This is a genomic window from uncultured Mesonia sp., assembly GCA_947499595.1.
In the GTDB taxonomy this organism is placed as follows: domain Bacteria; phylum Bacteroidota; class Bacteroidia; order Flavobacteriales; family Flavobacteriaceae; genus Mesonia; species Mesonia sediminis.
Genome location: CANMOY010000010.1, coordinates 43,413 through 55,575, shown reverse-complemented (window position 1 = coordinate 55,575; position 12,163 = coordinate 43,413). Strand labels below are relative to the sequence as shown.

Sequence of the window (12,163 nt, the reverse complement as noted above, 5' to 3'; positions counted from 1 at the left end):
TAATTTTAATTTGAGAAATATCCTTTCATGATGCCTCGCTGTGAATTTTTAATGAATTCTAAAATATCATCGCGCTCTGGTGTGGCCTCCATTTCGGCTTCTATTATTGCCACTGCTTGAGAATTATTATAATTTTTCTGGTACAATATTCTATAAATATTTTGTATCTCCCTTATTTTTTTGGTAGAAAACCCTCTTCTTCTCAAGCCAATAGAATTGATTCCTACATAAGATAAAGGTTCTCGTGCCGCTTTTACAAATGGAGGAACGTCTTTGCGAACCAAAGAGCCACCGGTAATAAAAGCATGGCTTCCTATTTTGCAAAATTGCTGTACTGCAGCCATACCGGCCAGCACAACGTGATCACCTACGGTAATATGCCCAGCTAAGGTACTGTTATTTGAAAAAATGCAGTTGTCGCCCACCACACAATCGTGAGCCACGTGGCAGTAGGCCATTATCCAGCAGTTCTCACCAATTACGGTCTTCATTCGGTCTGAGGTCCCTCTATTAATGGTAACACACTCTCTAATAGTTGTATTGTCTCCGATAATTGTTAACGTGTCTTCATCGTTAAATTTTTTATCTTGTGGAACAGCAGAAATAACCGCACCTGGAAAAATACTCACATTTTTACCAATTCTTGCGCCCTCCATTATGGTTACGTTAGATCCTATCCAACTGCCTTCTCCTATAACCACATTGTTATGTATGGTTGTAAAAGGCTCAATCACAACATTCTTCGCTATTTTAGCTCCCGGATGTACGTATGCTAAGGGTTGATTCATAATCTTAAGATTCTTTAGATTTTACAATTTGTGCCATTAATTCGGCTTCTGCACATAACTTACCGTTAGCATAGGCATAACCTTGCATATGGCAAATCCCGCGTCTTATGGGTGATATTAGATCACATTTAAAAATTAGTGTATCGCCAGGGACTACTTTTTGCTTGAACTTGACATTATCTATTTTCATAAAATATGTCAAGTAGTTTTCAGGGTCGGGCACTGTGCTTAAAATTAATATCCCCCCTGTTTGAGCCATGGCTTCTACAATTAAAACTCCTGGCATAACTGGCGCTCCAGGAAAGTGACCTTTAAAGAACTCTTCGTTCATGGTCACGTTTTTAACCCCAGTCACATGGGTTTCACTTAGTTCAAAAATTTTATCGATAAGCAGCATAGGCTGTCTATGCGGTAACATTTTCATGATTTGATTCACATCCATAAGCGGAGTGGAATTCAAATCGATTTGGGGAACCTTATTGCGACGTTCTAATTTAATTTTCTTAGCTACCTTCTTGGCGAATTCGGTATTGATTTTATGGCCAGGCTTATTAGCTATTACCTTCCCTTTAATCGGTGTTCCTATCAAAGCTAAATCACCTATTACATCTAATAACTTATGTCTTGCAGCTTCATTAGGATGGTGTAAAGTAAGATTATCAAGAATACCATTGGGTTTAACAGATATGCTCTCCTTATTAAAAACCTGTTGCAGTTTACCCATAGTTTCTTGAGATAACTCTTTGTCTACATACACAATGGCATTGTTTAAATCGCCACCGCGAATAAGACCATTATCCAAAAGCATTTCGATTTCATGTAAAAAACTAAAAGTTCTTGAATCGGCTATTTCTTTTTTAAACTCCTTAATGCTATCTATACTGGCGTTTTGAGTCCCTAAAACTTTGGTGCCAAAATCTACCATAGTAGTCACTTGATATTCTTCAGACGGCACAAGCATAATTTCACTACCCGTTTCTTCGTCTTTATAAGAAATAACTTCTTTCACGGTGTAATACTCGCGCTCCTCTTCTTGCTCTTCTATTCCTGCTTCTTCTAAAGCCTCAACAAAATACTTTGATGAACCATCCATAATAGGTGGCTCACTAGCATTTAATTCAATTAATAAGTTATCAATTTGTAATCCTACACAAGCAGCTAGAACATGTTCAGAGGTTAGTATCTGCACGCCGTTTTTTTCTAACGAAGTTCCTCGCTGGGTGTTGTTTACATAACTAGCGTCTGCCTCAATAAGCGGTTGACCTTCTAAGTCTTTACGCTTAAAAACGTACCCGTGACCTGCAGGAGCTGGTTTAAAAGTAAGCTCTACTTCTTTTCCTGTATGCAAGCCCACTCCTTTTAGAGAAACTTCTCTTTTAATTGTTTGCTGTTTCATAGTAATAAGGCTTAATCTTTAAGCTTTTTTTCAATTTTGTTAATTCTTTTTATAGTAGTGGGTAAATTTTTAAAATGTACATAAGATTTATTAAAATCATTATAACCAAGCGCTGGTGAACCTTGCAGTACCTCATCATCATCTACATTTCTACCTATTCCCGTTTGGGCCTGTACTTTTACTCTATCTCCAATTTTAATATGGCCTACAATTCCTACTTGCCCCCCAATAAGGCAATGTTTACCTATTTTTGTCGAACCAGCAATTCCTGTTTGAGCTGCAACAGCGGTATGCTCGCCAATCTCTACATTATGAGCAATTTGTATTTGATTATCAAGCTTAACCCCTTTACGGATAATTGTTGAACCCAAAGTTGCGCGATCAATGGTTGTTCCTGCACCAACCTCTACATTATCTTCTAAAATTACATTGCCTATTTGAGGTATTTTTTGATACTCTCCTTTTTCATCGGGAGCAAAACCAAAACCATCTGAACCAATTACAGCCCCTCCGTGGATAACACAATTTTCACCAATAACCGATTCTGAATATATTTTAGCTCCAGCAAATACAATACTGTTATCGGCTATACGCACATTATCTCCTATATAGGCGTGCGGATAAATTTTCACCTTATCTCCTATTTGCACATTATTTCCAATATAAGAGAACGCACCAATAAACACTTCTTCACCATAACTCGACTGCTCACCAATAAAATGTGGCTGTTCAATTCCAGATTTACTTAATTTTACCTCATTGTAATAAGTAAGCAACTGTGTAAATGCCTTGTATGCATCGTTTACACGGATTAAAGTAGCGCTCACTGGCTTTTGCAATTCAAGCGATTTATTCACAATACAAATACTAGCTTGTGTGGTATACAAGTAAGCTTCATATTTAGGATTAGACAAGAAAGTAAGACTCTCTTTTTTTCCTTCTTCTATTTTCGAAAGACTAGAAACTTCTACCAAGGGATTACCTTCGACTTCTCCTTCTAATATTTCGGCTATTTGTTGTGCAGTAAATTTCATTCTGACAAAAATATAAAAAATTGTTAATTTCTGATTATTTTGGATAACAGATATAGTATTTTAAAACCGGAGTGGCCAAAGCTTTTAAATTCAGTTGATCTGAAGCTTCAGTTACGTCTTTAATCTTGTGGTTTTTATACATAATCTTTATGGGGGCTTGGTGATTATCATAAGCCAAATTACTCACTTTACCATGAAAAACAAAGTATTCCGCTTCATGTGCCGAAATACCATATTTCTGCATTAAGCTTTCTTTTTTGGCTGCCAATTTTTTCTTTCCAATGGGTTTATTTTTCAGTTTCACCTTAAGCAAATCCCTATTCAATAGCATACTACAAAGATTTTGCAAAACAAAATCTGGATGATTTTTCCAGGATTTCATTGCAGCCAAAACATCTATATCGTCTAAATTACTGAATCGTTTCAAAACATCGGTATCAAAACTTGTGGTAGTAACTTGGTGGTTCAAGAAAAAATGCAGGGCTTCACTAGCGTTTAATTTTTCGCCACGAGCTACCAATTCTTTTGCGCGTTTAAGCACACGAATTAACAGTTGCTCGGCTCCTAAACTGGTTTTGTGTAAATAAACCTGCCAATACATCAGCCTACGAGCTACCAAAAATTTTTCTACCGAATAAATTCCTTTTTGCTCAATTACCAACTCATCATTGGCTACATTTAACATACTAATAATACGCTCGCTGTTTATGTTGCCCTCTGCTACACCGGTATAAAAGCTATCTCGCTTAAGGTAATCAAGGCGGTCAATATCCAGTTGACTCGCAATCAATTGTTTGAAAAACTTACGATGGTATTCACCTTTGAAAATTTTGATGGCCAGCGTTAAACTTTGGTTAAATTCTTGATTTAAAGCCTCCATAAAACGCAAGGAAATCCATTCGTGATCAATGTTTTCTACGATTGAATGTTCCATAGCATGAGAAAAAGGACCGTGGCCTATATCGTGTAACAGTATCGCAATAAGCAACGCATTCTCTTCTTCTTCATTTATGGCAACACCTTTAAAACGAAGTACTTCTATACTTTTTCGCATTAAATGCATGCAGCCTAAGGCATGATGAAATCGGGTGTGATGTGCACCTGGATAAACCAAATAAGACATACCCATTTGCGAAATTCTGCGCAAGCGTTGAAAGTATGGGTGCTCTAAAATATCATAAATACCCTCATTTGGAATAGTAATAAATCCGTAAATTGGGTCGTTAAATATTTTAAGTTTGTTTGTATTGTTCAAGTAAACGATTTTAATTAAACGCAAATATACATATATGAATAAAATTAGCATACTTTGGATTGATGATGAAATTGATTTATTAAAACCTCATATACTGTTTTTAGAAAAAAAAGGATACCAAATCACTACCTGTCAAAGCGGGGCCGAAGCTTTAGAAGAAGTTGCTGTTCATAATTTTGATGTAGTGCTTTTAGATGAAAATATGCCTGGTATAACGGGATTAGAGACTTTATCTGAAATAAAATCCGTAAAGAGCAACTTACCTGTGGTTATGATTACCAAAAGTGAAGAGGAGTATATAATGGAAGAAGCCATTGGAGCCCAAATCGCCGACTACTTAATTAAGCCCGTAAATCCCAATCAAATCTTACTTAGTTTAAAGAAGATTTTAGATCATTCTAGGTTAATTTCCGAAAAAACCACAGCCAGCTACCAGCAAGAATTTAGAAAAATTGCTATGGATATGAATATGATCAACTCCCACGAAGAATGGGTAGATTTATATAAAAAACTCGTGTATTGGGAACTGCAGTTAGAGCATATTGAGGACAGCGGGATGATTGAAATTTTAGAGTCTCAAAAAACTGAGGCCAACAATCAATTTTTTAAGTTTATTGATAAAAACTATAAAAACTGGCTAAACGGTGAAGATGCACCAACCTTATCGCATACTTTGTTTCAACAGAGAATTGCTCCTATTTTAAGCAAAAAACAACCCACCTTGCTTATTGTAATAGACAACCTGCGCTACGATCAATTTAAAAGTATTGAGCCGCTAATAAACAAATATTTTAAAAAAATACAAGAAGACTCTTTTTATAGTATTCTTCCTACAGCTACGCAATATGCTAGAAATGCTTTGTTCTCTGGACTCATGCCAGCCGATATGCAAAAGCTACACCCTGACTGGTGGCTTAATGACACCGACGAAGGAGGAAAAAACCTTCATGAAAAAGATTTTTTACAAGCACAAATGAAACGCTTAGGCTTGGACTTTGTCATGGACTATCACAAAATAACCAGTTTAAAAGGTGGTAAAAAGTTGGTAGAAGATTTTAAGCAGTTAAAGAATAATGACCTAACGGCAGTTGTTTACAATTTTGTAGATATGCTATCGCACGCCAAGACAGAAATGGAAGTGATAAAAGAGCTAGCATCAACCGATAAATCGTACCGCTCTTTAACCGAAAGTTGGTTTAAGAACTCCCCTTTACTTGAGATGATTCAGCGTGCGCAACAAGAGAAATTCCAGCTCATCATCACCACCGACCATGGAACCATTAACGCCAAAAATCCGTCAAAGGTTATTGGCGATAAAAACACCAGTTTAAATTTGCGTTACAAAACCGGTAAGAGTCTTTCTTACCAAGACAAAGAGGTTATCGCGGTTAAAAACCCGAAAGAATTTGGTTTGCCTAGCATACATATGAGTAGTTCGTTTATTTTTGCCAAGTCTGATTATTTTTTCGCTTATCCTAATAATTATAATCATTATGTAAGTTATTACAGAAACACCTACCAACACGGTGGTGTATCTTTAGAAGAAATGATTATTCCGTTTGCTGTTTTTTCACCCCGATAATTTAAACATTATGAATCTTACCTACACCATTGAGAGCATAGATCAAATTGCCCAAAAATTGATTGACAAAATTAAGCAGGAACCACTGCCTATTTTATTTGAAGGCGAAATGGGGGCTGGTAAAACCACCTTAATCAAAGCTATGGTTAAAGCATTAGATAGCCAGGATCGCGTTTCTAGCCCAACTTTTTCTTTAGTGAATGAATACCATTCTCCATCGGGACCTATATTTCATTTTGATTTTTACCGTATCAATCAGGAAGAAGAAGCTTATGATATTGGTTTCGAAGAATATTTAAACCAAGATTCTTGGTGCTTTATCGAATGGCCTCAAAAAATCACCAATTTATTACCCGAAAAACATTATCTTATAAAAATTATGAAAAAAAATGAATTTTCTAGAGCCCTTATTTTAGACAAAAAATAGCTAAAAAAGGTAAAGTAACTCATTAACAAAAGCTAGTTAACTCATTGATAGGCAGTTGTTTTTTGGAAAAAAAGTTTGCAAAGGTACGGCAAAGAAAATTCATGGAAATAAGTTTTTTCTTCCTAGGTTTGTATCAACAAATCACAATAAAACTTATTAAAATGAAAATTAAAAACTTTATCTTCGTAGCAGTATCATTAGTATTTTTAGCAACATCTTGTACACCTCAAGCCATTGATGAACACACAACAGAAGACAACATTAAAGGACAAACCGAAACCACAACAATCGAAAAAAGAAAAATTAAAATCCCTTCTAACGGGTAGTTATATTGCACTTCTTATTGGTGCTACACCGTTTTTATTTTATTCATACGAAAGTTTCCCATCAACAAAAACATGGGAAACTTTTCTTTTTACTTTTGAGAGCAATTATTATGAAGAGGTAAATGTGAGTATTTGGACCATGATGACCAAATTTATTCCGTTATTTCTTTTAATCATTTGGTTTCTTACTTGCAAACATTGGTGGTATCACGTAATTCTTATCCCTACAGGGATGTTTTTATTTCAGCTCATAAGCGTGTTAAACGATGATTTAAGAATTACCGATGAAACCGAGCTCATTTATGTACTCCCCATAATGCTTGCCACCATTCCACTTATTTATTTAATACGTGCTCGAATAATTGCGCGCATCAACCCTACCAATCTCGATGAGCTTGAAGCGGATTTAATGCAGGAGAAAACAGTTTGGGAACAATTAAAAGATCTCTTTAGGTAGTTTTAATAATTATTGCTAGCTTTAGAACTAGTAATACTTAAGCTATAATCTGTTATGAGTCAGCCCAATACGCCTTTTAGCCACTCCGAATTAATTCCGCAAGAAGAAACCCTTGAAATTCAAAAAAAGAAGGGTAAGTTGTTTATAGGTCTGCCGCGTGAAACTTCATATCAAGAGAAAAGAATATGCTTAACTCCAGATGCGGTTGCAGCATTAACGGCACATGGGCACAGGGTTCTAGTTGAGCATAATGCCGGTGCAGATACAAACTTTAGCGATCGAGATTATTCTGAGGCAGGTGCCGAGATAACCAAAGATACCGCTAAGATTTTTGCTTGTCCAACCGTTCTTAAAGTTGAACCTCCTAGCCTTAAGGAGCTCAGCTATATGCAGCAAAACAGCACTTTAATTTCGGCCCTTCAACTAAAAACTTTAAATAAAAGTTATTTTGAAAAGTTGAAAGAGAAAAAAATTACGGCGTTAGCTTTTGAGTTTATTCAAGATCATGACGATTCCTATCCGGCCGTTAAAGCGTTAAGTGAAATCGCTGGCACGGGAGCGGTTCTCATTGCATCAGAACTGCTTTCTAAACCTAAAGGAAATGGTTTATTATTTGGGAACATCAATGGCGTTCCACCAGCTGAAGTAGTGGTAATTGGAGCGGGTACCGTTGGCGAGTTCGCCGGAAAAGCAGCGCTGGGATTAGGTGCTAATGTGCGTTTTTTCGACAATTCTCTTACAAAGCTCAATGCGTTGCAATATAAACTGAGTCGGCCATTAGCCACTTCTACCCTACAACCAAAGTATTTACTAAAAGCTTTGAAGCGAGCAGATGTGGTAATCACTGCGGTACGCGGAAATCACCGTGCACCTATTATTATCAATCAGACCATGGTGGAGCAAATGAAAACCGGATCGGTGATTATTGATGTGAGTATAGATATGGGTGGCTGTGTAGAGACTTCAGAAATCACCAGTCATGATAACCCTACCTTGATAAAACATGGTGTCATACATTATGGGGTGCCCAATATCCCGTCTAGATTTGCTCGAACAGCATCAATAGCATTGAGTAATATTTGCACTCCATACTTGTTACATATCGCCGAAAACGGAGGCTTAGAAAATACCTTGCGATGTGACAAAGGTTTAAAAAATGGTTTGTATTTTTACCACGGAATTTTAACCAATAGATCTGTAGCTAATTGGTTTGATTTACCTTATAGAGATATACATTTACTTATTTTTTAAACATGAAATTAATTACCCGTTTCGCCTATTATTCTGTCGGACTTTTTTTTGGAATCATCATTCTTATTTTCTTTTTTAGTGGTAAACGAACCTCCTGCGACTATTCCCCCAATGATAGAGTGCTTAAAAATATTCGACAAAAAAACTTAGTGTATAAAGCAGAGACTTTAGAACAGCTAAGGGCTGCACAGATCGACACCGCCGATATGCGAAAAATTTTTCAAATTGGAAATGTAGATTTTGGAGCGAGTAATACCAGTTTAGATTCTTGTAAACTCTATGTAATTGAAGCCGAAATTGAGCATAGAGAATTAAGAATTAAGGTTGAAAATTGTACCCAGGAGGCTCGAATAATCGAGACAGAAATAAAATAAAAATATTCCAATTGTTTTATAATAGTATACATGTTTTTTTTATCATTGTGAACTAAAATAAATGCTTAAGAAATATGAAAAGGGTCATTGTCGATTATAAGAAATTAACACCAGAAATACTGACTCTCCTGGTAAACAAGTACCCAGACGGGTATGATGATAAACACATTATTACCTTTAAAAATGCTAAAAATGAAACTGTAGAGGCAGTAGAGGTAAAAACCGAGGATGCCATCTATTTGGTAAAAGTTAGCACACGTTTAGAAAATACCATGGCCAATTTTGAGGAGGATGACTATGAAGATGAAGATTTTGACGAGCCTATTGTAGAGCTAGACAGCAATAACAAAAAAGTGGTTGACGATGCTGAGTTGAAAGAAGAGTTCCCTGATGATGATGATGAATAATTAATACATATAAATTTGAAAGCCACCCCAAAAGGTGGCTTTTTTATTGTACTTCTATCGGCTTTGAACGAGATAACCATAAATACTGGTAACACCACATTAAAGTAAAAGTTGGCAGTACATCTGTATAAGGTAAAACCTCCTCTAGAAAAACTATAGCAGCCGCCCACTTGCCTTTTGTCCCAGGATACATTTCTGTCATTTTTTTAGCGGCAACTGGCGCCCATACAATATCTAGAAAAGGGCCAATACCCGGTATAAGCATACTTAACATTCCGATTCCGTCAAAAAGCAAACTTTTAAACAGTAGCTTTTTTTTATTTCTTTGATCTATCATAACTCCAAAAAATCAAAAACTATACCAGATTAATTGGAATTTATTAAGTGAGCGAATTGATCTCTTAGTACTTTTATTTTTGGATCAATGATATATTGGCAATACGGCTGATTTGGAAAACGATTGTAAAAATTATAATGTTCTTCTTCTGCAGGATAAAAACCAGAAAAAGACGTCACCTCTGTAACAATTTTACCCCCAAAAACCTGTTTGTTTAAATACTCAATATATCGCTGGGATATTTCTTTTTGTTCAGATGAATGATAAAAAATAGCACTGCGATATTGTGTACCCACATCATTACCTTGTCGATTTAGGGTAGTAGGATCATGGGTGCTAAAGAATACAGCTAAAATATCTTTAAGGCTTAAAATTGTGGGATCAAAATAAAGCTGAATAGCCTCGGCGTGCCCAGTTCTACCCTGCACCACTTCGCGGTAAGGCGGATTTTTTATCTTACCTCCACTAAAACCCGAAACCACCTTCTCAACTCCCTTTAATCGTTGAAAAACCGCCTCTGTACACCAAAAGCAACCATTGGCTAAAGTAATAACCTCTTGTGTCATATTTTTAAAGCTTTTCCTTAAGTTTGTGCCTCGTTTAGCACAATTCAAGTATTTTAGCTAAATATATTAGTTTTTAAATTTAGTCCATGATACAAGTTCATAATTTACATAAATTTTATGATGATTTTCACGTATTGAATGCTGTAGATTTACAAGTTCAAGCCGGCGAAATAATATCTATTGTAGGTGCTTCTGGGGCAGGAAAAACCACATTATTGCAAATTTTAGGAACACTTGACAAACCAGCTAAAAAAGAAGATACTGCGGTAATAATAAACGGAATAAACACCCTAAAGCTTAGCAAAAAAGAGTTAGCGGCTTTTAGAAATGAAAATATAGGCTTCATTTTTCAATTTCATCAATTATTACCAGAATTCACCGCTTTAGAAAATGTTTGTATCCCTGGATTTATAAAAGGAACCCCTAAAAATCAGCTGGAAAAGCGCGCATTAGAATTATTAAGTTTTCTTGGTTTAAAAGACAGGGCGAACCACAAACCCTCTGCGATGAGCGGAGGCGAACAACAGCGAGTAGCGGTTGCCCGAGCTTTAATCAACAACCCTCCTGTTATTTTGGCCGATGAACCCTCTGGAAACTTAGATTCGGAGTCGGCTGATAATTTACACCGATTGTTCTTTAAATTGAGAGAGGAGTTTGGGCTGACTTTTGTAATTGTAACGCACAATCGAGAACTTGCCGATATGGCCGACAGAAAATTAACTATGGTAGATGGCGCAATTGTGTAATCAAGTTAAACATAAAGCTTACGCAGATTTAGTTCTAGTGCAAATCTCCATTTTTTAAATAACTTTCCAGTACGGTATTTATCAAAAACAAAAATTAAACAAAAGTATTAATAGGACTTATTGGTAGAATTTAAATTTTCACAATCAAAAGAATCGGCTTTAAAGCCATAAATAGTGGGTAATAACTTATTTTACTTTTTTGAAAATTTTAATTAGATGCTATTGCTTATTTTAACTCGTATATTTTGTAGCCAAGCGACGATTTTAGCTTATAATAGGATTGACAATCTTAAGAATTTTAATTCGAATTGATATTTACCAGTAAGCTGAATATTTTAATTAAGTTTTTTGGAATTGAGCGCTTTAATCGTTTAAATCAAAGTGGAATTTTTAAAATTAATCGATGAACAAACAAGACTTGAAAGACTTTTTAAATGCGAAAGCCGCATATTACGAACAACCTGATTTTATTGAAACCGACCCAATTGTCATTCCGCATCAATTCAGTAAAAAAGAAGATGTAGAAATTAGTGCATTTTTGGTTGCAACAATTGCTTGGGGAAATCGTAAAAGTATAGTAAAAAACGGATTCAGAATGAATCAGCTTTTACAAGAGTCGCCATTCGATTTTGTGATGAATCATCAAGACACCGATTTAAAAGACCTTTTAAACTTTAAACACCGTACCTTCAATGGTGAAGACTTTATATTTTTTATCAAGTCTTTACAAAATATTTATAAGCGACATGGCGGTTTACAAAAGGTTTTTGAAAATCAAAATCCAATGCCACACGGTATTCACCAATTCAAATCGTTATTTTTTAGTATTCCGCACTTAAAAAGAACGCAAAAACATGTAAGTGATCCTTTAAAAAATTCAGCTGCAAAGCGTATCAATATGTTTTTAAGGTGGATGGTAAGACCCTCAGATAAAGGAGTTGATTTTGGATTATGGCAAGGCTTAGAACCAGCGCAATTGTCTTGCCCATTAGATGTACATTCGGGAAACGTTGCAAGAAAATTGGATCTTTTAAAACGCAAGCAAAATGATTTAAAAGCAGTACAAGAATTAGATCACGCACTTCGAGAATTAGATCCAATTGACCCAGTAAAATATGATTTTGCCTTATTTGGATTGGGAGTTTTTGAGAAATTCTAATATTAGCACCAATCCAAGGATTTGTTTTTTATATTTACTAAAATTTTAGTTTAAGCCC

General features: G+C 35.7%; 14 protein-coding genes. 8 read left to right on the top strand and 6 right to left on the bottom strand.

Annotated elements, in window-relative coordinates; all coding sequences use genetic code 11:
- Positions 1 to 5: 5 nt before the first annotated feature.
- From lpxA to ACH2AZ_RS11010, 4 genes are read right to left on the bottom strand one after another with little or no spacing between them, the layout of a single operon-like run.
- Positions 6 to 788 carry an acyl-ACP--UDP-N-acetylglucosamine O-acyltransferase gene (gene lpxA / locus ACH2AZ_RS11025; RefSeq protein WP_147860781.1) on the bottom strand — a complete coding sequence of 261 codons (783 nt, stop codon included), beginning with the start codon at positions 786 to 788 and terminating at the stop codon, positions 6 to 8.
- A 4-nt stretch (positions 789 to 792) separates the two neighbouring features.
- On the bottom strand, positions 793 to 2,184 hold the full coding sequence (locus ACH2AZ_RS11020; protein ID WP_379046504.1) for a bifunctional UDP-3-O-[3-hydroxymyristoyl] N-acetylglucosamine deacetylase/3-hydroxyacyl-ACP dehydratase: 1,392 nt from the start codon (positions 2,182 to 2,184) through the stop codon (positions 793 to 795).
- A gap of 11 nt (positions 2,185 to 2,195) precedes the next feature.
- Positions 2,196 to 3,218: a UDP-3-O-(3-hydroxymyristoyl)glucosamine N-acyltransferase gene (gene lpxD / locus ACH2AZ_RS11015; protein WP_394907882.1), complete on the bottom strand. Its 1,023-nt coding sequence runs from the start codon at positions 3,216 to 3,218 to the stop codon at positions 2,196 to 2,198.
- A 34-nt stretch (positions 3,219 to 3,252) separates the two neighbouring features.
- Positions 3,253 to 4,473 carry an HD domain-containing protein gene (locus tag ACH2AZ_RS11010; protein WP_394907881.1) on the bottom strand — a complete coding sequence of 407 codons (1,221 nt, stop codon included), beginning with the start codon at positions 4,471 to 4,473 and terminating at the stop codon, positions 3,253 to 3,255.
- 34 nt (positions 4,474 to 4,507) lie between these two features.
- On the opposite strand from ACH2AZ_RS11010, the gene ACH2AZ_RS11005 reads away from it, so the two are divergent.
- The 6 genes from ACH2AZ_RS11005 to ACH2AZ_RS10980 all read left to right on the top strand — a co-directional run bounded on the left by ACH2AZ_RS11005 (position 4,508) and on the right by ACH2AZ_RS10980 (position 9,297).
- Complete coding sequence (locus tag ACH2AZ_RS11005) at positions 4,508 to 6,055, top strand: response regulator (RefSeq protein ID WP_394907880.1); 1,548 nt, start codon at positions 4,508 to 4,510, stop codon at positions 6,053 to 6,055.
- Positions 6,056 to 6,065: 10 nt separating this feature from the next.
- Positions 6,066 to 6,482: a tRNA (adenosine(37)-N6)-threonylcarbamoyltransferase complex ATPase subunit type 1 TsaE gene (gene tsaE, locus ACH2AZ_RS11000; protein WP_394907879.1), complete on the top strand. Its 417-nt coding sequence runs from the start codon at positions 6,066 to 6,068 to the stop codon at positions 6,480 to 6,482.
- Positions 6,483 to 6,719: 237 nt separating this feature from the next.
- A complete protein-coding gene (locus ACH2AZ_RS10995; RefSeq protein WP_394907878.1) occupies positions 6,720 to 7,265 on the top strand; it encodes a hypothetical protein in 546 nt (181 codons plus the stop codon).
- A gap of 54 nt (positions 7,266 to 7,319) precedes the next feature.
- Positions 7,320 to 8,516, top strand: coding sequence for an alanine dehydrogenase (locus ACH2AZ_RS10990; protein WP_394907877.1), 1,197 nt, complete (start codon positions 7,320 to 7,322; stop codon positions 8,514 to 8,516).
- 2 nt (positions 8,517 to 8,518) lie between these two features.
- A complete protein-coding gene (locus ACH2AZ_RS10985; RefSeq protein ID WP_394907876.1) occupies positions 8,519 to 8,890 on the top strand; it encodes a hypothetical protein in 372 nt (123 codons plus the stop codon).
- A 74-nt stretch (positions 8,891 to 8,964) separates the two neighbouring features.
- On the top strand, positions 8,965 to 9,297 hold the full coding sequence (locus ACH2AZ_RS10980) for a hypothetical protein (RefSeq protein ID WP_394907875.1): 333 nt from the start codon (positions 8,965 to 8,967) through the stop codon (positions 9,295 to 9,297).
- Positions 9,298 to 9,340: 43 nt separating this feature from the next.
- On the opposite strand, the gene ACH2AZ_RS10975 is transcribed toward ACH2AZ_RS10980, so the two are convergent.
- Together ACH2AZ_RS10975 and msrA are read right to left on the bottom strand one after the other, a co-directional pair.
- Entirely contained in the window at positions 9,341 to 9,634 is a 294-nt protein-coding gene (locus ACH2AZ_RS10975; RefSeq protein WP_394907874.1) for a hypothetical protein, read from the bottom strand.
- 29 nt (positions 9,635 to 9,663) lie between these two features.
- Positions 9,664 to 10,200, bottom strand: a complete 537-nt coding sequence (gene msrA, locus ACH2AZ_RS10970) for a peptide-methionine (S)-S-oxide reductase MsrA (protein WP_394907873.1) — start codon at positions 10,198 to 10,200, stop codon at positions 9,664 to 9,666.
- An 86-nt stretch (positions 10,201 to 10,286) separates the two neighbouring features.
- Here msrA and ACH2AZ_RS10965 point away from each other — a divergent pair, with 86 nt between their 5' ends.
- Entirely contained in the window at positions 10,287 to 10,946 is a 660-nt protein-coding gene (locus tag ACH2AZ_RS10965) for an ABC transporter ATP-binding protein (protein WP_394907872.1), read from the top strand.
- 403 nt (positions 10,947 to 11,349) lie between these two features.
- The gene (locus ACH2AZ_RS10960; protein WP_394907871.1) at positions 11,350 to 12,105 is read left to right on the top strand and encodes a TIGR02757 family protein; all 756 of its coding nucleotides are present in this window, start codon (positions 11,350 to 11,352) and stop codon (positions 12,103 to 12,105) included.
- The last annotated feature ends 58 nt before the right edge of the window (positions 12,106 to 12,163 follow it).